Raw genomic sequence first — 21,841 nt, 5'->3', positions numbered from 1 at the left:
CCCGCTCACGCCAGGAGCTCCTGCCGGTCGGCCCGTACGGGATGGGCGAATCCGGCGCCCGCGGCCCACCGTGCCAGCTCGCTCACCGCGACGTCGGTGAGGCGCTCCCACTCGTTGCCCTGGGAGCCCGCGAGGTGCGGGGTGAGCAGGGCGCCCGGGCAGTCCCACAACGGGTGGTCCGGCGGCAGGACTTCGGGCTCCGTGACGTCGAGCACCGCCCGGATCCGTCCCGCCGCCACCGCTTCGGTCAGCGCGTCCTGGTCGACCAGGGCTCCGCGGGCGGTGTTGACGAGCACGGCGCCGCGGGGCATCGCGGCCAGCAGCGCCCGGTCGACGAGCCCGCGGGTGGCGGGCAGCAGGGGAGTGTGGACGCTCACGACATCACTGTGCTCGAACAGCTCCCGGAGGCCCACCGCCCGTACGCCGAGGGCCGCGGCCTCCTCCTCGGTCACGTACGGATCGTGCAGCAGCACCCGGAAGTCGTACGGACGCAGCAGTTCCACCACCCGCCGCCCGATGTGCGAGGCCGACAGGAGGCCCACGGTGCGGCCGTGGTTGCCGATCGAGCGCGGGGTGTCCAGCGGGTCGTCGCGGTGGCGGGCGGCCTTGAAGGCGCGCGCCCGTTCCAGGACCTGCTTGCCGGTGAGGAGGATCATCGCGACGGTGTACTCGGCGACGGGCAGCGCGTTCGCCGCGGCCGCGGACGACACCTCGATGCCCCGCTCCCAGCACGCCCGCGTGACATGGCCGCGTACGGAGCCCGCGGTGTGCACGACGGCCCGCAGCCTCGGGGCCGCGGCCAGCGCGGCCTCGTCGAGCGGCGGGCAGCCCCAGCCCGTGACAAGCACCTCGGCCCGGCCGAGCACGGCACGGGCCCGGGCACCGGTGAAGTCGTCGAGGACGGGTGGGCCCTGAAGCTCGCACACCTCCGCGAGCGCGGTGAGCACATCGGGGCCGAGCAGGGCCGCCGCGGCGCCCGGCGACATGGCGAGGGCGGTGTTCGGCCGACGGCCCGGGGGCGGTGGATTACGCATGCGGGACAGGAACTCCTCACTTCTGCCGGGACGCCCGGCGACACCGGACCCGTACGAGTCTCACCCGCTCGGACGGCTTTCGCACGCGACCCGCACCGGTGCGGCGGCTTGCGTACGTGACTCGCCGCGGTGGGGCGGCCGTCCTACGTGACTCGCCGCGGTGGGGCGGGCGTCGTACGTGCCCCGCACGAGCGGGGCGGCGTGCGTACGTGACCGTCGGCGGTGGGGCGGCTGTCGTGCGTGACTTGCAGCGGTGGGGCGGGCGTCGTACGTGCCCCGCACGAGCGGGGTGGCTTGCGTGCGTGACGCTCGGCGGCGGGGCGGCGTGCCTACGTGACCCTCGGCGGCGGGGCGGCCGTCGTGCGTGACTCGCAGCGGTGGGTCGGGCGTCGTACGTGACCCGCACGAGCGGGGCGGCGTGCGTGCGTGACGCTCGGCGGCGGGGCGGCCGTCGTGCGTGACTCGCAGCGGTGGGTCGGGCGTCGTACGTGACCCGCACGAGTGGGGCGGCGTGCGTGCGTGACGCTCGGCGGCGGGGCGGCCGTCGTGCGTGACTCGCCGCGGTGGGTCGGGCGTCGTACATGCCCCGCACGAGTGGGGCGGCGTGCGTACGTGTCCCTCGGCGGCGGGGCGGCTGTCGTGCGTGACCCGACCCCGCGGGACCGCTTACGCACGTGCCCGCACCGGCCGCGCGGTCTTCGCACGTGTCACGTACCAATGGGGCGCGATTCTCTGGAACTTGAGGCTCCGGGGAGGTGTGGACGCGGTGGGCAGGGGCACGCGGCTGAGTACGGTGACGATCGCTTCGACCGACAGCGCCTCCACGGACGAGAGGGGCACATGATGACCGAACGGTCCCGGATTCCGCGCGGCACCCGCCCGCGTTCCCTTCTCGCCGCCCTGGTCGCCACGGGCACCCTGGTGCTCGGCGCGTGCGGCGGTGACGGCGACGACGAGGGCAAGTCCCCGCCGACCCCCGCGCCGGCGGACGCGGCGAGCACGGCGAGCGACCCGGGCACCGACCCCGCGTCCGCACCCGGCACCCCGGAACCCGCCGACACGCCCCCGGCGAAGAGCACGGCTCCGCCCACCGGCCGGACCGCGCCCCCGACATCGGCCCCCGCCCGGCCCCCGGCGCAGCGGCCCGCCGCCACGCCCCGCTGCACCACCGACCACCTCGCCCTCTCCCTCGGCCGCATCGACGCGGGAGCAGGCAACCGGTACGCCCCGCTCGTCTTCACCAACACCGGCACCACGACGTGCGCGCTGCGCGGCTATCCAGGGGTCTCCCTGCTCGACGCGTCGGGCGACCGCGTCGGCCACCCCGCGAAGCGCTCGGGGAGCATGCTGCCGGCGGTGAAACTCGCCCCGGGCAAGCACGCGTACGCGGCCCTGCACACCATCGCGCCGGGACTCACGGACAAGCCGTGCTGGCCGAGGGCGCAGCGCGTGAACGTCTATCCGCCGGGGTCGAAGGCGGCGTTGCGCGCGCCGGCCAGGTCCTTCGAGGTGTGCGGTGACACCTTCGACGTGAGCGCGGTGGCTCCCGGCAAGCACCCCTGACGCCGAAAGCACCCCTGACGCCGAAAGCACCCCTGACGCCGAGCGGGGCGTATCATCACCCCGTACCGCATCGCATGGCGGCCTCCCGCAGCATCCAAGTCCCGACCGGAGGTCCCCTCATGTCCGCGCTCAAGGTGCCCGCGCTCAAGGTGCGCCCGTTCCACCGCGACGACCGCGAGCAGCTCACCGAGTTGGTGAACAGCCATGTCGCCGCCGTCGTACCCGGCGTCTCCGTCTCCGTCAACACCGTCCTCAACGGCCTGTCACGCCGACCCGACGAGTTCATCGTCGACCCCTGGGTGGCCGAGCGCGTCACGCTCGTCGCCGAGCAGCGCGCGTTCGTCGTGGCCGCCGCGCATCTGCTGCGCTACCGCCCGGACGCCGACGTCGGCCCCGGCTTCCGCGACCTCGGCATGCTCGACTGGTTCGTCTGCCATCCGCAGGCGTCCTTCTGGCCGGACGCCGACGAGGCAGCGGACCTGCTCATGGGCGCCTGCCTCGCCCAGCTCTCCCGCTGGGGCGTGCGCGCCCGCGCCGCCGACGGAGCGCTGCCCGCCCCTGCCGTCTACGGGCTGCCGCGTTCGTGGCCGCACGTCCGCGCCATCTACGAACGCGCCGGGTTCCGGCACACCGGCCACACCGAGGTGATCCTCATCGCCGCCGTCTCCGCCCTGCGTCCGAGCAGCCCGCCGCTGCCCGGGCTCGCCGTGCGCCGCACCCTCGGCGAGTGCGGCACGCGTCTGACCGCCCACCTCGACGGCCGCGACCTGGGCTTCATCGAGGTGGACACCGCTCTCGGCCGTCCCGAACGGCAGGCCCGCAACGGCACGTTGGCCGACGTCGGCAACTTCCACACCGAGCCGGGCCACGGCGTCGACGGCCTGGAGGCCTGGCTCCTCGGTGAGGCCGCCGAGTGGCTGCGCCTCGCCGGGGCGGACCGGGTGCTCGCCTATGAGACGTCCGACGACATCGAGGCGCTCACACGCCTCACGGCGCTCGGGTTCAGGGAACTGGTGCGGACGGACCGGGGGTGGGAGCACGAGGCATAGCGCGGCCCCGGTGGCCGCCGCGCCCCAGCAGGTGCCCCGGCGCAAGACGCCAGGGGTCAGCTCCGCAAAGCACCGGCCCAGGTCGTCTCGTAGTACTTCACACGGGCGTCCTCCCCGGTGAACCGCATCCCTGCCGCCGTCATGACGTGCTGCGAGGCGACGTTGCCGTGGTCCGCGTCCCCGCGCACGCAGGTGACTCCGCGCTGCCGGGCGAGGTCGAGGAGGGCACGCAGGGCCTCGGCGGCATAACCGTGGCCGCGCGCCGCCTCCACCAGGCCGTAGCCGACGGTGACTGTGCCGTCCTCGTCCGGCGGGCGGTTGAAGCCGAGGCTGCCGATGACCAGGCCGTCGGCACGGCGGACCACCTCGTAGTCGCCGAAGGGCTGCGGATCGCCCGTGCGCGCGCAGTGGCCGAGGTAGTCGGTCGCCGATTCGACGTCGCCGTCGGTGGGATAGCCGGGCGCCCACCGGTCGTCGGCGGCGGGGGCGCGCCCGACGACACGTGTGGCGGTCTCCTGCGTCATGGGGCGGAGCAGCAGGCGTGCGGTCACAAGGTTCTCCATGACGGGTGGCGTATCACGCGGGCGAGCCCTGGCGCATGCCGTTTATGCCGGGGGACCTGCCGGGGAGGCCCGCGCTCGCGCCGCGGCACAGCAGGACGGGCCGTTCGTGGCGGAGCACTGCCCGCCTGCGCCGCGATATCGACGAGCCGTGCGGTCCCGCACGGGACGGTACAGGCAGGCGCAGCCGCCGCCCACCTCCTGTTGCGCAAGCTTGCAGCAAGCTCCTACCCCCCCTCGCGGCCCTGGCCATCCGCCATTCCCAGGACACGCGACGGTAACGATCAGCGTCCCTTGCGGCACCTCTTGCAGAAATTTCCCGCAAGGTCTTTCGAGACGTTTTCAAGCCTGTTACGTTCCTGCCAACCCGGAGCCGCCTCGAGTGCGGCCGGCAGGAGGCACCTCTTCGTCTCTCGTCATTCCGGGTCATTCCGGGACCAGTTGAAGGAGTTCACGATGCGGCGTGGCATAGCGGCCACCGCACTGGTCGCAGCCCTGGCGATGACAGCGGCAGCGTGCGGCGGCGACGACGGTGACGGCGGCAAGAAGAGCGGCGGCAAGCTCTCCGGGACCGTCACCTTCTGGGACACCTCGAACGACGCCGAGAAGGACACGTACGAGAAGCTGGCCAAGGGCTTCGAGAAGCTCCACCCGGGCGTCGAGGTCAAGTACGTCAGCGTGCCGTTCGGCGAGGCCAACGCCAAGTTCAAGAACGCCGCGGGCGGCAACTCCGGTGCCCCAGACGTGATGCGCACCGAGGTCGCCTGGGTCGCCGACTTCGCGAACCTCGGTTACCTCGCGCCGCTTGAGGGGACGGCCGCGCTCGACAAGCCGGACGACTTCCTGCCGCAGGCCGCCGCGAGCACCAAGTTCAAGGGCAAGACGTACGCGGTGCCGCAGACCATCGACACGCTCGGGCTCTTCTACAACAAGAAGATGCTCAAGGACGCGGGCGTCGCGGTCCCCAAGACCTTCGACGAGGTCGAGTCCGCCGCCAAGAAGGTCAAGTCGAAGTCCGGCAAAACCGGTCTCTACCTGCGCGGCGACGACCCGTACTTCTACCTCCCCTACCTCTACGGAGAGGGCGGTGACCTCCTCGACACCAAGAAGAAGGAGATCACCGTCGACGACGCCGAGGGTGTCGCCGCCTTCGAGGTGATGAAGGGCCTGCTCGACTCCAAGGCGGCCGTCACCGACGCGAGCGACGGTTACAACAACCAGCTCAACGCTTTCAAGGACGGCGACGTCGCGATGGTCATCGACGGCCCCTGGTCCATCGAGGGCGCCCTCCAGGGCAAGCGCGCGGCAGGCAAGGCCAACCTCGGCGTCGCGCCGGTCCCCGGGGGCAGCGCCCGCCAGGCGTCGCCGCAGGGCGGCTGGAACCTCGCCGCGTACGCGGGCTCCAAGAACCTCGACGCCTCCTACGAGTTCATCAAGTACATGAGCTCGGCGAAGGTGCAGCAGCAGACCACCGAGAAGCTCAGCCTGCTGCCCACCCGCGCCTCCGTCTACGACGTCAAGTCCGTCAAGGGCAACCAGATGGTCCAGTTCTTCAAGCCCGCCGTCGACAAGTCGGTGCAGCGCCCGTGGATCCCCGAGGCCAACTCCCTCTTCGAGCCGATCCGGCTCCAGATGGGGAAGGTGCTCAGCGGCCGCACGTCCCCCAAGGACGGCGCCGACAGCATCGGTGACGCCTACGGCAAGCTCCTGAAGGACTACAAGTAGGTATGGCAGTCGACAGCGGCCACTCCGTGGTGAAGGCCGTGGACGCCGAGCGCGTCCACGGCCGGGACCGGCGGACCGGCAAAGCCCCCAAGAACCCCGGTCGCCTGCGCAGGGCACTCAGCACCCACTGGTACGCCTGGGCGATGGTCGCCCCGGTGGTCGCCGTCATCGGCGTGATCGTCGGCTATCCGCTGCTGCGCGGTGTGTATCTGTCGACGACGGACGCCAACGAGGCGAACGTCGAGCGCACCATCGGCGTCAACCACATCCCGGCGACCTACGAGTCGGTGGGCCTGGACAACTACCGGGCCATCCTCGACGACGGCGTCTTCTGGGACCGGCTGGCCTGGACCGTCGTCTGGACGGTCTCCTGCGTCGGGCTTTCGTTCGTCCTCGGCCTCGTCCTGGCGAACATGCTCAACCGCAAGCTGAAGGGGCGCTCCTGCTACCGGATGGCGCTCATCCTGCCCTGGGCGGTGCCCGCCTTCGTCTCCGTCTTCACCTGGCGGCTGCTGTTCAACGAGAAGAAGGGCGTCCTCAACGCGATCCTCGCCGGGGGCGGCATCGACGCGATCCCGTGGCTGAACGACCCCACGTGGGCGAAGATCTCCGTGATCACCGTCAACGTCTGGCTGGGCGTACCGTTCATGCTGGTCGCCATGCTCGGCGGCCTGCAGTCCATCCCGGGCGAACTGTACGAGGCCGCGGAGATGGACGGCGCGAGCGCCTGGCAGCGCTTCCGGCACATCACCCTGCCCGGCCTGCGCACGGTGAGCAGCACCGTGGTCCTGATCAGCGCCATCTGGACGTTCAACATGTTCCCGGTGATCTTCCTGCTCACCCGGGGCGGCCCCGGCGACGCCACCGAGATCCTGGTGACGTACGCCTACCGGCTCTCGTTCGTCGTCAGTCCCCGCGACTTCGCGGGATCCGCGGCCTGGGGCGTGCTCATCCTGCTGCTCCTCTCGCTCTTCGCGGTGGTCTACCGCCGCGCGCTCCGCAAGCAAGGAGAGGTGTGGTGACCACCGTGACCCCCACGACGAAGCGCCCGGCCCCGGGCGGTCCCCGGGTGCGGCCGCGCGGCGAACGCGAGCCGCTCGCCTCCGTCGCCCTGCACACCACCCTGCTGATCGCCAGTGCCGTCGCGGTCCTTCCCCCGCTGTGGCTGCTCGTCACCTCGTTCAAACCGAAGAGCGAGGCGTTCTCCACGGCGATCGTGAAGGACTTCACCTTCGGCAACTACGACCACGTGGTGAACGACACCGAGTTCCTGAGCTGGGTCGGCAACTCTCTGTTCGTGGTGGGCCTGACCACCGTGATCGGGGTCTTCATCTCGGCGACGACCGGCTACGCCGTCAGCCGCTTCCGGTTCCCCGGTATGCGGCCCCTGATGTGGCTGCTCCTGATCACGCAGATGTTCCCCGTCGCCGTGCTCATCGTGCCGCTGTACAACCTGCTCGCGGGCCTCGGCCTCCTGAACCAGCCCATGGGCCTTGTCCTCACCTACCTCACCATCGCCGTGCCGTTCTCCGCGTGGATGATGAAGGGGTACTTCGACACCATCCCGGTGGAGATCGACGAGGCGGGCCGCGTCGACGGCCTCAATCCGTTCGGCACGTTCTGGCGGCTCATCGTCCCGCTGGCCAAGCCCGGCCTCGCCGTCACCGGCTTCTACAGCTTCATCACCGGCTGGGCCGAGGTCGCCTACGCCTCCGCGTTCATGACGGGCGAGGAGAACCTCACCCTCGCGGGCGGCCTCCAGACCTTCGTCAACCAGTACACCAGCGACTGGGGTTCGCTGACGGCCGCCGCCGTGATCGTGGCGGTGCCCGCCGCGGTGATCTTCGGCTTCGTCCAACGCCATCTGGTCTCCGGACTCACGGCCGGCGCGACGAAGTCCTGACGCCCCCGCACCCGCCCGGCCCGCCGACCCGCCCACAGACACGACCTCACAGGGAACCCATGACCCAGCATCTCGCTGCCCCTGCCGCCCCCGACTCCGCCACGCGTACGGACTGGTGGCGCGACGCGGTGATCTACCAGGTCTACCCGCGCAGCTTCGCCGACGGCAACGGCGACGGCATGGGCGACCTCCAAGGCATCCGGGCCCGCCTGCCGCACCTGAGGGACCTCGGCGTCGACGCCGTCTGGCTCAGCCCGTTCTACGCCTCACCGCAGGCCGACGCGGGCTACGACGTCGCCGACTACCGCGCCGTCGACCCGATGTTCGGCACGCTCCTTGACGCCGACGCGGTGCTCAGGGAGGCGCACGACCTGGGCCTTCGCGTCATCGTGGACCTGGTGCCCAACCACTCGTCCGACCGGCACGACTGGTTCCGGCGTGCCCTCGACGACGGCCCGGGATCGCCGCTGCGCGACCGCTACCACTTCCGTCCCGGCAAGGGCACGGACGGCGAACTGCCGCCCAACGACTGGGAGTCCATCTTCGGCGGCCCCGCCTGGACCCGCACCACCGACCCCGACGGCACCCCCGGCGACTGGTACCTGCACCTGTTCGCCCCCGAGCAGCCCGACTTCAACTGGGAACACCCCGCCGTACGCGACGAGTTCCGCTCCATCCTGCGGTTCTGGCTGGACATGGGCGTCGACGGCTTCCGCGTGGACGTGGCGCACGGCCTGGTCAAGGCCGCGGGCCTGCCCGACATCGGCCACCACGACCAGCTCAAGCTGCTCGGCAACGACACCATGCCGTTCTTCGACCAGGACGGCGTGCACGACATCTACCGAAGCTGGCGCAAGGTCCTCGCCGAGTACGCCGGGGACCGCGTCCTGGTCGCCGAGGCCTGGACGCCCACCGTCGAGCGCACCGCCCACTATGTGCGCCCCGACGAGATGCACCAGGCCTTCAACTTCCAGTACCTGGGCACGCACTGGGACGCCGCCGAGCTGCGCGAGGTCATCGACGGTTCGCTGGCCGCCATGCGGCCCGTGGGCGCGCCCGCCACCTGGGTGCTCTCCAACCACGACGTGACCCGGCACACCACGCGCTTCGCCAACCCGCCGGGACTCGGCACCCAGTTGCGCACGCCCGGCGACCGCGCGCTCGGCCTGCGCCGCGCCCGCGCCGCGAGCCTGCTGATGCTGGCGCTGCCCGGCTCCGCGTACCTCTACCAGGGCGAGGAGCTGGGCCTTCCCGACGTCACCGACCTGCCCGACGAGGCCCGTCAGGACCCCTCGTTCCACCGGGCCGAGGGCCAGGACGGGTTCCGTGACGGCTGCCGGGTGCCGATCCCGTGGACCGTGGAAGGCCCTTCGTACGGCTTCGGGACGGGCGGCAGTTGGCTGCCGCAGCCCGCGGGCTGGGGCGAGCTGAGCGTCCAGGCGCAGACCGGCGACCCCGCCTCCACCCTGGAGCTCTACCGCGCGGCCCTGCGGGTGCGCCGCGAGCAGTCGGGCCTCGGCGCGGGCGACGCGCTGGAGTGGACCGCAGCGCCCGATGGCGTCCTCGCCTTTCGCCGCGAGTCCTTCGTCTGCACCGCGAACACCACCGGCGCCGCGGTGCGCCTCGCGGCGCCAGGCCGCATGCTGCTCGCCAGCGGCCCCGTCGAGGTGGCGGGCGGCGAGGTGGAGCTGCCCGCCGACACCACCGTCTGGTGGGCGGTGTGACGACGTCCGTGCCGCAGGCCTCCGAGGGCGCGGCGCGGGGCGCACCGCGGCTCGCGGACATCGCCGCCCAGGCGGAGGTCAGCGAGGCCACGGCGAGCCGCGTCCTGAACGGCAAGGCAGGCGTCGCCGCGGCCACCCGGCGGCGCGTGCTCGCCGCGCTCGACGTGCTCGGCTACGAACGCCCGCTGCGCCTGAAACGGCGCAGCGCGGGCCTGGTCGGCCTGGTGATCCCCGAGCTGACCAACCCGATCTTCCCGGCGTTCGCGCAGGTCGTGGAGCAGGTGCTCGCCGGGCACGGCTACACGCCCATGCTCTGTACGCAGATGCCGGGCGGCGCCACCGAGGACGAGCTGGTGGAGCAGTTGGAGGAGCGCGGGGTCAGCGGCATCGTGTTCCTTTCCGGGCTGCACGCCGACGCGACGGCCGACCCCGCGCGCTATCTCGCGCTCGCGGGCCGCGGCGTGCCGTTCGTCCTCATCAACGGCTACAACGCACACATCCCCGTCTCCTTCGTCTCCCCCGACGACCGGGCAGCCGCGCGCATGGCGGTACGGCACCTCGCCGACCTGGGCCACGAACGGATCGGCCTCGCCATCGGCCCGACCCGCTACGTCCCCTCGCGGCGCAAGGCGGAGGGCTTCACGGCGGCGCTGCGCGACCATGTCGGCCTGCCGCAGGTGGAGGCCGAACGGCTCGTGCAGCGCACGCTGTTCACCGTCGAGGGCGGGCACGCCGCCGCGAGCGCACTGCTCGACCGGGGCTGCACCGCCGTGGTGTGCGGCAGCGACATGATGGCGCTCGGAGCCGTCAGGGCCGCCCGGGAGCGCGGCCTCGCCGTCCCCGGTGACGTCTCCGTCGTGGGCTTCGACGACTCACCGCTGATCGCGTTCACGGACCCGCCGCTGACCACCGTGCGCCAGCCCGTACAGGCGATGGCGTCGGCCGCCGTCGGTGCGCTCCTGGAGGAAATCAACGGGAATCCCGTGCAGCGCACGGAGTTCGTCTTCCAGCCGGAACTGGTCGTACGGGTTCGACGGCCCAGGCGCTGCGGGACTCGACGCCCCAGGTGTGTCCGAAGGGTTGACCCCGGTGGTTGACGGTCGTACGGTCTCCGAAATCTCTGTTGCAAACTTGCTGCAATTTCCTTCAGGAGGCCCCCGTGACATCCCGGAGAAGCCCTTCGCGTCGTGCGCAGCTCATGGCCGCGACCCTCGCTCTCCTCGCCGGAACCGTCGGCAGCGTGGTCGGGGCGGCCCCGCGGGCCGCCGCCGCCCCGCCCGGCGCCAAGGACGTCACGGCCGTGCTCTTCGAGTGGAAGTTCAGCTCGGTGGCCCAGGAGTGCAAGGACCGGCTCGGCCCCGACGGTTACGGGTACGTCCAGGTGTCACCGCCCCAGGAACACATCCAGGGCTCCCAGTGGTGGACCTCGTACCAGCCGGTGAGCTACAGGATCGCCGGGCGTCTCGGTGACCGCGGCGCCTTCAAGGACATGGTCGACACCTGCCACGCGGCGGGCGTCAAGGTCGTCGTCGACACGGTGATCAACCACATGGCGGCGGGCGGCGGCACCGGTACCGGTGGCACTTCGTACACGAAGTACGACTACCCCGGGATCTACTCGCGGCCCGACCTGGACAACTGCACCGCCCCGACAGGCAACTACCAGGACCGCCACGACGTCCAGGAGTGCGAACTCGTGGGCCTCGCCGACCTCGACACCGGCGAGGACCACGTACGCGGCCGCATCGCCGCCTACATGAACGACCTGCTCTCCCTCGGCGCCGACGGATTCCGTGTGGACGCCGCCAAGCACATGGCCGCGGCCGACCTGAAGAGCATCAAGTCGCGGCTGAAGAACCCGAACGCCTACTGGAAGCAGGAGGCCATCTTCGGCGCGGGCGAGGCGGTGTCGCCCGACGAGTACCTCGGCACCGGCGACGTCCAGGAGTTCCGCTACGCCCGTGACCTCAAGCGCGTCTTCAGCACCGAGAAGCTCGCGTACCTGAAGAACTACGGCGAGGGCTGGGCCTATATGCCCGCGGGCAAGTCCGCTGTGTTCGTCGCCAACCACGACACGGAGCGCGGCGGCGACACCCTCACCTACAAGGACGGCGCGAGCCACACCCTCGCCCATGTGTTCATGCTGGCCTGGCCCTACGGCGCCCCGGACGTGCACTCCGGCTACGAGTTCACCGACCGCGACGCGGGACCGCCGAACGGCGGCCGGGTGAACGCCTGTCACCGCGACGGCTGGAAGTGCCAGCACGCCTGGCCCGAGGTCAAGAGCATGGTGAAGCTGCGCAACACCGCGCACGGCACGGCCGTGACGAACTGGTGGGACAACGGCAACGACGCCATCGCGTTCGGCCGTGGTGACAAGGCTTACGTCGTCATCAATCACGAGGGCTCGGCCCTCGACCGTACGTTCCGGACCTCGCTGCCGGGGGGCGTCTACCGCGATGTGCAGAGCGGGCGGGACGTCACCGTCGGGGGTGACGGCCGCTTCACGGCTTCCGTCGCGCCCGGTACCGCCCTGGCGCTGCACACCGGTGCTCGGCGCTCCGCCGGATGTGCCGGATGAGGCTGCCTTCCGCCCGCGGGCTCGCTGTGGCTGGTCGCGCAGTTCCCCGCGCCCCTTCACGGCGCCTCGTACGCCGTACCGCCGCCGCAGTGGCCCTGGTTCTGGTCGCCACCGCCCTGCCCCTGACGGGCGCGGTGGCGGCAGCCGGAGCGACCACCCCCGCCGCCTCCGACCTCAGCAAGGCCGAGGCGCAGTGGATCGACCGTGACACCCTCGCCTGGAACGCGGGCGGCGAACGCGCGCCCGCCGTCACGGAGTTGGTGTACGCGCGGCGCGGCGGGATCACCGTCGAGGGCGGTGGCCGCACCGGCGCGGCGCACCGTATCCGCCTCGCCCCGGTGCCCGGCGGCCTCACCGACGCCCAGCGGGCGAAGTTCCCGCACCTGCGGGCCTACGCCGCCTTCCGGGTCGACCCGCGTGACCGCGACCGCGTCCGCACGGCCCTCACAGGGCAGCTCGTCGCGGTGCGCCGGGCCGCCGGAGGGGACCTGCGCGCCGCCACCGGCGTACAGACCCAGGGCGTCCTCGACGACCTCTACGCCATCGCCGCCACCAAGAAGCCGCTCGGCCCGGGCTTCTCCCGCGGCAGGCCCTCCCTCGCGGTGTGGGCGCCCACCGCCCAGGACGTCAGGGTCGACATCGGCGGGCGTACCGTGCCGATGCGGCGGGACGCGGCCTCGGGCGTCTGGTCGGCCGCGGGGCCGAAGAGCTGGACCGGCGAGCCGTACCGCTACGTCGTCAAGGTCTGGGCGCCCAGCGTCCGGAAGGTCGTCACCAACAAGGTCACCGACCCCTACGCGACGGCCCTCACCACCGACTCGGCCCGGAGCCTGCTCGTCGACCTCGACGACCCGGAGCTCGCCCCCAAGGGCTGGCGAACCCTGCGGAAGCCACCCGCGACACCGCTGCGCGCCGCCCAGATCCAGGAACTGCACATCCGGGACTTCTCCGTCGCGGACCGCACGTCCGACCACCCTGGCCAGTACCTGGCGTTCACGGACCGCAACTCGAACGGCATGCGGCACCTGCGCGCCCTGACCGGGGCCGGGACGTCGTACGTCCACCTGCTGCCCGCCTTCGACATCGGCACCGTCCCCGAGCGGCGTTCACAACAGCAGCGCCCCGACTGCGACCTGCCCTCCTTCGCGCCCGACTCCGGGGAACAGCAGGCGTGCACGGGCAGGACCGCGGCCAAGGACGCCTACAACTGGGGCTACGACCCACTGCACTACACCGTCCCGGAGGGCTCCTACGCGAGCGACCCCGAAGGCCCCCGGCGCACCGTCGAGTTCCGCAGGATGGTGCAAGCACTCAACGGCGCCGGACTGCGCACGGTCATGGACGTCGTCTACAACCACACCGTCGCGAGCGGCCAGGCCGACAAGTCCGTCCTCGACAGGATCGTGCCCGGCTACTACCAGCGGCTGCTCGCCGACGGCAGCGTGGCCACGTCCACCTGCTGCGCGAACACCGCACCCGAGAACGCCATGATGGGCAGGCTCGTCGTCGACTCCCTCGTCACCTGGGCCAAGCAGTACAAGGTCGACGGCTTCCGCTTCGACCTCATGGGGCACCACCCGAAGGCCAACATCCTCGCCGCCCGCAAGGCACTCGACGCCCTGACGCTCACGAAGGACGGGGTCGACGGCAAGCGGATCGTGCTCTACGGAGAGGGCTGGAGCTTCGGGGAGATCGCCGACGACGCACGGTTCGAGCAGGCCACGCAGCGCAACATGGCCGGCACCGGGATCGCGACCTTCTCCGACCGTGCCCGTGACGCCGTCCGCGGCGGCGGCCCCTTCGACGACGGCCCCGGCGTGCAGGGCTTCGCCAGCGGCCTCTTCACCGACCCCAACGCGTCGAAGGCCAACGGCACCCCCGCCGAACAGAAGGCCCGGCTCCTGCACTACCAGGACCTGATCAAGGTCGGCCTCTCCGGCAACCTGGCCCGGTACGCCTTCACCGACTCCGCGGGCCGTAAGGTCACGGGCGCCGACGTCGACTACAACGGCGCCCCCGCCGGGTACGCGGACGCACCCGGCGACGCCCTCGCGTACGCCGACGCCCATGACAACGAAACGCTGTACGACGCGCTCGCCTTCAAGCTCCCGCGCGGCACGGCGGCGGCCGACCGGGCCCGCATGCAGGTCCTCGCGTCGGCGACCGCGACGCTCTCGCAGGGCCCCGCCCTCTACCAGGCGGGCAGCGACCTGCTGCGGTCCAAGTCCCTCGACCGCAACTCCTACGACAGCGGCGACTGGTTCAACGCGATCCACTGGGACTGCCGCGACGGCAACGGATTCGGCCGCGGACTGCCGCCCGCCGCCGACAACAAGCCCAAGTGGCCCTACGGCAAACCACTCCTCGCCGACCGGGCGCTCGCCCCGGGCTGCGCGCAGATCGACGGCGCCGCCACCGCCTACCGGGACCTGCTGCGGATACGGTCCACGGAGCCCGCGTTCGCACTGGCGACCGCGGACCGGGTGCGGAAGGAACTGTCCTTCCCGCTCTCCGGCACCTCCGGCGAGACACCCGGCGTGATCACGATGCGTCTCGGCCCGCTCGTGGTCGTCCTCAACGCGACACCCCGGCAGCAGACGCAGCGGGTACGGGACCTCGCGGGCACCGCGTACGCGCTGCATCCGGTGCAGGCACGGGGATCCGATCCCGTTGTGCGGGCGGCCGCGTACGAGCGGGGCTCGGGGACCTTCGAGGTACCGGCGCGGACGGTGGCGGTGTTCAAGCGCGGCTGACGTCGACACCCGGGGGGAGTTCCGCACGGTTCCGGCCAATGTGTGCCGGCGACCGGTGTCGGAAATACCCCCATGGGTATGGGGAAGGGTGCGGGGCCCCGGCCCCCGGGGGTACGCGACACCCCCGGGGGCGCACCACAAACCGAGGTGCGGCCCTTGGGAGAGGAGCGAAGCCGTGTTCTTCGTCGACACCCTGGAGACCACCGGCCTCGGCAACCGCAGCTACCTCGCCGGAGGTCCGGACACCGCCGTGGCCGTCGACCCGCCGCGTGACATCGACCGGGTCCTGGCCGCGGCGAACCGGCGCGGGGTGCGGATCGGGTACGTCGCGGAGACCCACGTCCACAACGACTACGTGAGCGGCGCCCTCGACCTCGCCCGCGTCACCGGCGCCCACTGCCTCGTGCCCGCGGGCGCCGCCGTGTCGTTCCCGCACACGCCCGTCGCCGACGGCGACACGGTGCGCGTGGACGGGGGCGGGGACGGGGGCGACTGGGGCGTGGAACTGCGGGCACTCGCCACTCCGGGCCACACCCCGCACCACACCTCGTACGTCCTGACGGACGGCGGCATCGCCGTCGCCGCGTTCACCGGCGGTTCGCTGCTCATCGGTACGGTGGGGCGGCCCGACCTGGTCGAGCCCCGGCTCACCGAGTCGCTGGCCCGCGCCCAGCACGCCTCCGCGCACCGGCTCGCGCGGGAACTCGACGACGCCGTGCCCGTGCTGCCCACGCACGGCTTCGGCAGCTTCTGCTCCGCTACGCGGTCCGAGGGCGAGTCGACCACCATCGGCGCCGAACGGGCGGCCAACGCCGCGCTCACCCAGGACGTGGACGCCTTCGTGGCCCGCCTCCTCTCCGGCCTGGACGACGTGCCCGCCTACTACGCCCACATGGGCCCGGCCAATGCCGCAGGTCCCGCGCCCGTCGACCTGACCCCGCCGCGGCCCGCCGACGCCGAGGAGATCGCGGCGCGGCTCGCCGCCGGGGAGTGGGTGGTGGACCTGCGCGACCGGGGGGCGTTCGCCGCCGGACACGTGGCGGGCAGCCTGAACTTCGAGGGCGACGGCAAGCTCGCCACCTACCTGGCGTGGCTGATCCCCTGGGGCAGACCGCTCACGCTGCTCGCCGCCACGCCCCGCGAACTCGCCGCCGCGCAACGGGAACTGGTGCGGGTCGGCATCGACCGCCCGGCGGCGGGCGCCACCGGCGGGCCCGCGTCCTGGGTGCGTGCGGGCGAGCGGCTCGCCGCTTTCCCGCGCGGTACGTTCACCGGCCTCGCCGCTGCCCGCAAGGAACGGGACGACGTGGTGGTCCTCGACGTGCGCCGCGCCACCGAGCGTGCCTCCGCGCACATCGGGGGATCCACGCATCTGCCCCTGCACGCCCTGCACGGGCGGCAGGCAGAGGTGCCGGGCGGTGTTGTGTGGGTGCACTGCGGAAGCGGCCTGCGCGCGGCCATCGCGGCGTCGCTGCTCGCCGCCGCGAGCCGTGACGTCGTCCTGATCGACGACGTCTTCGACCCGGAGACGACGGCACGCGCCGGGCTTCCCGTCATCGACAGCGACGGCCGCCCCCACGCCCCGGCGTGAGCCACTTCGTCCTCGCCCTGGTCGCCGGGGGCGTGGTCGGCCTCGCGCGCATGCGCCGGCCACGGCCCAAGTCCGTCCCAAGCCCCCCTCACGCCAACGACAGGAACAGCTTCTCCAAGCGGGCCCGCATTCGCTCGCGGTCGCCGCTCTCGGCGAGTTCCGTGTCGCTCAGGCAGTGCTGGAGGCCCGTGGCGATGATCGCGAAGCCGGCCTTGTCCAAGGCCCGGGAGGCGGCGGCCAGTTGGGTGATGACGTCCTCGCAGTCCCGGCCCTCCTCGATCATCTTGATCACTCCATTGATCTGGCCCTGGGCCCGGCGCAGCCGGTTGACCGCCGTTCTGAGCTCTTCGGCCGCCATCGTCAGTTCCACAGCTCGCTCCGTTGGTCGCTCCGTCCGGATACCCCTGCGGGTATCGTAAAGGCAGTGGTGCACCTATCAATCGAAGGAGGAAGCGCCCGTGCCGTCCCCCACCGCGCTGACCGCCGACCAAGCCCGCGCACGCCTGGCCGAGCTGTATGTCGTCGACGTCCGCACGCCCGGTGAGTTCGCCTCCGGCCACCTGCCCGGCGCCCACAACATCCCCCTGGACCGCCTCGCCGAAGCCCTGCCCACTCTGAAGGCCGCCGCGATCCGCGGCGACCTGCTGATGGTGTGCGCGTCCGGCACCCGCTCCGCCCAGGCCTGCGCGACCCTGGCCGGGCACGGTGTGCCCGCGGTCACGCTGGCCGGCGGGACCTCGGGCTGGACCGGGCGCGGCTACGACGTCGAACGGCCCGCGGGCGGCCGGGCGGTGTGGGCGATGGAGCGCCAGGTCCGCTTCGCCGCGGGCTCCCTGGTCCTCGTCGGCCTGGTGCTCGGCCTGCTGTGGCCCTACGCCCTGTGGCTCTCCGCCGCGATCGCAGGCGGCCTGGTCTTCTCCGCGCTCACCGACACCTGCGGCATGGCGCGCGTCCTGGGACGGCTCCCGCACAACCGGCCCCGGGACGCCGACCTGCGCACCACCCTCGCCACCCTGTCGGACTGACGCCCGCCGTAGCGCCCGCGCGGCGGTGTGCGTCCCCCTCAGCCGACGGGCGCGCCGGTGGAGAAGCCGCGGACGTAGCGGCGCTGCCACGGAGTCTCCACGGCGCGGCGGTGGTAGTGCGCACGGACATAGCCGACGGCTTCCCCGGCGGGCACGCCGTCGAGGACGGCGAGGCAGGCAAGCGCCGTACCCGTCCGTCCGTAGCCGCCTCCGCAGGCGATCTCGACGCGCTCCGCGGCGGCCCGCTCCCAGGCCTCGCCGAGGAGACTGCGCGCCTCCCGCCGGTCCGTGGGCAGCCAGAAGTCGGGCCAGCGCAGCCACCGCGCCTGCCACGCGACCGAAGGCGGCGGCCTGCCCTGCAGATACACGGCGAACAGGGGCTCGGGCCCCGGCGGCAGCGGTCGGCGCAGCCCCCGGCCCCGCACGAGGCGGCCGGAGGGCAGCCGTATGACGCCCTCGGCGTCCTCACTCCAGGTATCGGCCATGCGATCACCCTACGGCGGGGCCCGGCGGCGCGAAGGCATTGCGCCATGGGCGTACCCACTGCGTCCGAGGTGGCCGTCGTACGCCGAGGAGACGGCACGTCGTACGCCGACGAGAGCAGCTTACGTACGCCGGTGCGGGCTTCGGCTGGACACCGGTGGCTGCAACTGCCCGTAAGACGCCGAACGCTGCCACGTCCTTTGGGTCACAGAAGGCCTCAACAGCCAGCGGAGCAACGAAGACTTCATCCGCGCGCAGAACAATGGCCATCGACTCCTAGCCGATAATCACCAGGTTCTAACGGAATCTTGACTTCGACAGGGCATATTGACAGACATGACAACCATGGTTCCTGTCTGCCCGTACTGCGGCCGGGTGGAATGCATCTGTCCGGGGGTGGTCGGCACCACGATGGCGCGCTTCGAGCCGTGCCGCGCGGCCACCGCCTCTGCGACGTGGGCGCGCCGCCCCGTCAGCCCCGTGTTCAGCACGTCGACGCCGACCGCAGCGAGGAGGACGGGTTCGCTCATGACCGCCTCGCGATGACCGGCGTCCGGTCGGGGCCGACGATGCGCGCGCATCCCGTGCGTGCGGCGTCGTTGCGCCTCGAAAGGCCTGTGCCCAGCCTGTGTTCGCGACTCCGGCCGCGGACCGGAGTTTCGAACGGAGCGGAGGCCGGGCCGTGACGGAACGGGAGCCGGTCGTCGAGGTCGCGGTGCACGAACAGGCCGAGCTGGGTGAGGGCCCGACCTGGGATCCGCGCACCGGTCGCCTGATCTGGGTGGACATTCTCAACTCCCGTGTCCACACGTACGAACCGAGGAGCGGCCGGCGCACGGTTCTCACCGCCGAGCAGCACGTCGGAGCGGCGAAGCCGCGAGCGGCAGGCGGCCTCGCCGTCAACCTCCGCGACGGCATCGGCCTCTACGGCCCGGACGGGGCGTTCTCCTGGCTGCTGCGCGACCCGGTCGCCGGGCGGCGTGGCAACGACGCGGCCGTCGCACCGGACGGCGCGCTGTGGGCGGGCACCATGCGCTACGACGAGGCGGCGGGCGGCGGCACCCTGACGCGCGTCGCGCCGGACGGCACCACGACCGAGGTGTTCGCCGACGTGGCCGTCAGCAACGGCATCGCCTGGAGCCCGGACGGCACCCTCATGTACTACGTCGACAGCCCCACGCGGCGCGTCGACGTCTGCCGCGTGGACGGACAGACCCTCGCCGGGCGGCGGGAGTTCGCCGTCGTCGAGGAGTCCGCGGGGTTCCCCGACGGCCTGACCGTGGACGCGGACGGCGGTGTGTGGGTGGCGCTCTGGGACGGCGGACAGGTACGGCGCTACACCCCGGACGGCACCCTCGACCGCGTGCTGCGGCTGCCCGTGCGGCGCCCCACCGCGTGCGCGTTCGGCGGCGAGGACCTGTGCGACCTGTACATCACGACGGCCCGCGTCGGCCTGGAGCACCCGCACCCGATGGCGGGCTCGGTCCTCGTGGTCAGGGACGCCGGACGGGGGCTGCCGGGCACGGCGTTCGCGGGCTGAGGCCTGCTGAAGCCGTCCCGCCGTTGCGCCGCCGTCCCGTTGGCGCAGCCCCGCAGTTGCCGCCCCGGCGGTGCGGTCCGGGTGCTGCGGCCGTTCAGCCGGTCCGCGTGCCGAACATCGCCGAGACGATCGGCTCCGCCTGGTCGACCAGGTAGAAGTGGTCGCCGGGCAGGACCTGCGCGGAGAAGCCGCCGGTGGTCGCCTCGCGCCACGCCTCCACGTCCTCCGGACCCATCTCGGGGTCCTCGTCACCCGTGAAGACACCGATGGGGCAGCGCAGGCGTGCCGTGAGGTCCGGGCGGTAGGTCTCGATGAGGCGGTAGTCGGCGCGTATCGGAGGCAGCACGATCTCGCGCATGTCGGGGTCGTCGAGGAGCTGCGGGTCGGTGCCGCCCATCTCCGTGATCTCGTCGACGAACAGATCCTCCGGCAACAGATGGATCGTCCCGGGGTGCTGGCGGCGCGGCCCCTGCCTGCCGGAGGCGAAGACGCGCCGCGGCGCGGGCCCCGGCCCCGCCTCCAGGCGCAGAGCGGTCTCCCACGCGAGCGCGGCCCCCATGCTGTGCCCGAAGAAGATCAGCTCACGACCGGGGCGCAGACCGGCCCTGAGCACGGCGGTGACGGCGTCGGCCAGCTCCGTCATCGTCCCGATGGGCCGTTCCGCGAACCGGTCCTGACGCCCCGGGTACTGCACCGCGATCAGCTCCACGTCCAGCGGCACCAACCGCGCCCACGGGGCGAAGAAGGAAGCGGTGCCGCCCGCGTGCGGGAAGCACACCAGCGTGGTCCGCGCCTCGGGGCGCGGCTTGGGGCGGCGCAGCCAGCGGTCGGGGGACGAGGCCGGTCCGGCCCCGGCGTGCGGGGACGTCGTCTTCGGTTCGGTGGTCATCAGCACTCCGTCGAGCAGGTGGGCGGCCGGGCCGCGTTCGTGGGGTCGCCAGCGCGACGCAACCAGAAACCGGGCAAGTGCCGCAACCTGGCAGGGCGGTTCGAGCCGCGCACCACATCGTTGTCCGCTACCCCGCACCCGTGCCACGTACGCATGATGTCCGGTCGCCCGGACGCGGAACGACCACCACGGAGCATCCGACATGCACCGCTTCATGGACTTTTCGGTAACTTTCCGGAGCCTTCAGTAGCTTTCCGGAGCCTTCAGTCGTTTTCCGGAGCCTTCAGTCGTCGTAGTGGATGACGCCATCCTCATCCATCGTCGGGTGCAGCTTCATCGGCTCCGTCGTCTCGACGTCCGAGGGACGGGCCGCCTCGGGGCCGTCGGCGCCGATCCTGACCATGCGCTCCACCCGGCAGACGCGGAAGCACCGGTCGCGCACCATGACCTCGTTCGCGCGCCCCGCCGCCTTGAACTCGGCGGCGGCGCGGACGAAGTCGGCACGTTCGACGTCGTCGTACTCGTGCACCATGGGCCAGATCTCCGTCATGCCGTGCACAAGGAGCCGCCGCGCGTCGTGCGGGGTCGGCATCAGCGCGCCGCGTGGCCGCCACCGCTCGCCCTTGCGCTCCGCCACACCGAACGTGACCGGCAGGAGCACCACCTCCGGATAGTCCCGCACGGCCCGCTGGGAGTCCTCCCGGAACGCCGCGGGGAAGTGGCCGCCGGTGTACGTGAACCCGCGCAGCGCGATCCGCAGCGCGCCCGCCATCAGACCCCCGGCACGGGCCGGGTCGAGCGCGAAACCCTCGTCGTGCGAGGACGGGGAAGGGCGGTCGTCCCAGGACGCGTGGGCCGGTTCCGGATCGGTCGGGCGCGGCGGCTCCAGGCCGTCCGCACCCGCCCGCGCGAACTCGTCGCCGCGGATGACGCGGTAGCGCGTGCCGAGCACGGCGATCTCGTCGACAGGCTCACGCTCCAGGCGGGCCACGGCGTCGAGGAGGGCGCCGCGCTGCTCCCGGTCGTCGACCGAGTCCTTCGCCATGAACCACAGCAGCGAGTTGAGGCCGTCACGGGCCTGCTGCGGTGTGCCCTCCATGACGTCGCCGAGCAGCCGCCAGGGCTCCTCGCCCCCGGCCTTCCGGCAGGCGAGCCCGAAGACGGGCCCCCGCACGGCGAGTTGTGGGTACCGGTACGAGGCGTCCACCGCGTCGGCCTCGCTGACCCACGCCGCCGGGTCGTCACGGCGGACGAGTTCGCTGTGCAGCGCGTCGATCTGCCGCTTCCAGTCATCAGGCATGTGCGCATTGTCGCCAGTTGGGAACCTTCGGCAGGGGCCGCGTCACGCAAGAGCATGACGAAGTCGTCGAATACGGGACGGGCGGCGCGGATGTGCCCTATAGGGCCGGCGGACCCGTGCC

18 protein-coding genes and 1 pseudogene are annotated in these 21,841 nt (G+C 72.3%); 12 read left to right on the top strand and 7 right to left on the bottom strand.

Annotated features, from left to right (window positions below):
• Positions 1-5: 5 nt before the first annotated feature.
• Positions 6-1,034 carry a hydroxyacid dehydrogenase gene (locus tag IG78_RS0124240; RefSeq protein WP_030566676.1) on the bottom strand — a complete coding sequence of 343 codons (1,029 nt, stop codon included), beginning with the start codon at positions 1,032-1,034 and terminating at the stop codon, positions 6-8.
• 843 nt (positions 1,035-1,877) lie between these two features.
• Here IG78_RS0124240 and IG78_RS42610 point away from each other — a divergent pair.
• A complete protein-coding gene (locus tag IG78_RS42610) occupies positions 1,878-2,597 on the top strand; it encodes a DUF4232 domain-containing protein (RefSeq protein ID WP_157855867.1) in 720 nt (239 codons plus the stop codon).
• A 119-nt stretch (positions 2,598-2,716) separates the two neighbouring features.
• Positions 2,717-3,646, top strand: a complete 930-nt coding sequence (locus IG78_RS0124225) for an N-acetyltransferase (RefSeq protein WP_199813296.1) — start codon at positions 2,717-2,719, stop codon at positions 3,644-3,646.
• Positions 3,647-3,702: 56 nt separating this feature from the next.
• On the opposite strand, the gene IG78_RS0124220 is transcribed toward IG78_RS0124225, so the two are convergent.
• Positions 3,703-4,209, bottom strand: a complete 507-nt coding sequence (locus IG78_RS0124220) for a GNAT family N-acetyltransferase (RefSeq protein WP_030566669.1) — start codon at positions 4,207-4,209, stop codon at positions 3,703-3,705.
• 453 nt (positions 4,210-4,662) lie between these two features.
• Here IG78_RS0124220 and IG78_RS0124215 point away from each other — a divergent pair, with 453 nt between their 5' ends.
• From IG78_RS0124215 to IG78_RS0124180, 8 genes and pseudogenes are all read left to right on the top strand, one after another.
• Complete coding sequence (locus IG78_RS0124215) at positions 4,663-5,931, top strand: extracellular solute-binding protein (RefSeq protein ID WP_030566667.1); 1,269 nt, start codon at positions 4,663-4,665, stop codon at positions 5,929-5,931.
• Between the two features lie 2 nt (positions 5,932-5,933).
• On the top strand, positions 5,934-6,953 hold the full coding sequence (locus tag IG78_RS0124210; protein WP_030566666.1) for a carbohydrate ABC transporter permease: 1,020 nt from the start codon (positions 5,934-5,936) through the stop codon (positions 6,951-6,953).
• Positions 6,954-6,958: 5 nt separating this feature from the next.
• Complete coding sequence (locus IG78_RS0124205) at positions 6,959-7,834, top strand: sugar ABC transporter permease (RefSeq protein ID WP_404827728.1); 876 nt, start codon at positions 6,959-6,961, stop codon at positions 7,832-7,834.
• Between the two features lie 59 nt (positions 7,835-7,893).
• The gene (locus tag IG78_RS0124200) at positions 7,894-9,558 is read left to right on the top strand and encodes a glycoside hydrolase family 13 protein (RefSeq protein WP_030566662.1); all 1,665 of its coding nucleotides are present in this window, start codon (positions 7,894-7,896) and stop codon (positions 9,556-9,558) included.
• Entirely contained in the window at positions 9,546-10,655 is a 1,110-nt protein-coding gene (locus IG78_RS0124195; protein WP_030566660.1) for a LacI family DNA-binding transcriptional regulator, read from the top strand. Before IG78_RS0124200 ends, IG78_RS0124195 begins: the two co-directional genes overlap by 13 nt.
• Positions 10,656-10,756: 101 nt before the next feature.
• Positions 10,757-12,127, top strand: a pseudogene (locus IG78_RS0124190) (alpha-amylase); the annotation flags it as partial.
• A gap of 8 nt (positions 12,128-12,135) precedes the next feature.
• On the top strand, positions 12,136-14,892 hold the full coding sequence (gene pulA / locus IG78_RS0124185) for a pullulanase-type alpha-1,6-glucosidase (protein WP_078965478.1): 2,757 nt from the start codon (positions 12,136-12,138) through the stop codon (positions 14,890-14,892).
• A 175-nt stretch (positions 14,893-15,067) separates the two neighbouring features.
• On the top strand, positions 15,068-16,483 hold the full coding sequence (locus tag IG78_RS0124180; RefSeq protein ID WP_030566654.1) for an MBL fold metallo-hydrolase: 1,416 nt from the start codon (positions 15,068-15,070) through the stop codon (positions 16,481-16,483).
• An 88-nt stretch (positions 16,484-16,571) separates the two neighbouring features.
• Here IG78_RS0124180 and IG78_RS0124175 read toward each other — a convergent pair whose 3' ends face one another.
• A complete protein-coding gene (locus IG78_RS0124175) occupies positions 16,572-16,853 on the bottom strand; it encodes a metal-sensitive transcriptional regulator (RefSeq protein WP_030566645.1) in 282 nt (93 codons plus the stop codon).
• An 88-nt stretch (positions 16,854-16,941) separates the two neighbouring features.
• Here IG78_RS0124175 and IG78_RS0124170 point away from each other — a divergent pair, with 88 nt between their 5' ends.
• Entirely contained in the window at positions 16,942-17,508 is a 567-nt protein-coding gene (locus tag IG78_RS0124170) for a rhodanese-like domain-containing protein (protein ID WP_030566643.1), read from the top strand.
• A gap of 38 nt (positions 17,509-17,546) precedes the next feature.
• Here IG78_RS0124170 and IG78_RS0124165 read toward each other — a convergent pair whose 3' ends face one another.
• Together IG78_RS0124165 and IG78_RS49400 are read right to left on the bottom strand one after the other, a co-directional pair.
• Positions 17,547-17,993 carry a protein-tyrosine phosphatase family protein gene (locus IG78_RS0124165; protein WP_030566641.1) on the bottom strand — a complete coding sequence of 149 codons (447 nt, stop codon included), beginning with the start codon at positions 17,991-17,993 and terminating at the stop codon, positions 17,547-17,549.
• Between the two features lie 285 nt (positions 17,994-18,278).
• The gene (locus tag IG78_RS49400) at positions 18,279-18,521 is read right to left on the bottom strand and encodes a hypothetical protein (RefSeq protein ID WP_157855865.1); all 243 of its coding nucleotides are present in this window, start codon (positions 18,519-18,521) and stop codon (positions 18,279-18,281) included.
• A gap of 152 nt (positions 18,522-18,673) precedes the next feature.
• On the opposite strand from IG78_RS49400, the gene IG78_RS0124160 reads away from it, so the two are divergent.
• On the top strand, positions 18,674-19,531 hold the full coding sequence (locus tag IG78_RS0124160) for an SMP-30/gluconolactonase/LRE family protein (RefSeq protein ID WP_030566639.1): 858 nt from the start codon (positions 18,674-18,676) through the stop codon (positions 19,529-19,531).
• A gap of 94 nt (positions 19,532-19,625) precedes the next feature.
• Here the strand turns inward: IG78_RS0124160 and IG78_RS0124155 are convergent, their stop codons facing one another.
• On the bottom strand, positions 19,626-20,420 hold the full coding sequence (locus tag IG78_RS0124155; RefSeq protein ID WP_051852914.1) for a thioesterase II family protein: 795 nt from the start codon (positions 20,418-20,420) through the stop codon (positions 19,626-19,628).
• A 283-nt stretch (positions 20,421-20,703) separates the two neighbouring features.
• Complete coding sequence (locus IG78_RS0124150) at positions 20,704-21,720, bottom strand: DUF5954 family protein (protein ID WP_030566636.1); 1,017 nt, start codon at positions 21,718-21,720, stop codon at positions 20,704-20,706.
• Positions 21,721-21,841: the final 121 nt, after the last annotated feature.

This window comes from Streptomyces aureocirculatus (genome assembly GCF_000720475.1).
Taxonomy (GTDB): domain Bacteria; phylum Actinomycetota; class Actinomycetes; order Streptomycetales; family Streptomycetaceae; genus Streptomyces; species Streptomyces aureocirculatus.
This window is presented reverse-complemented; position numbering and strand designations above follow the sequence as displayed.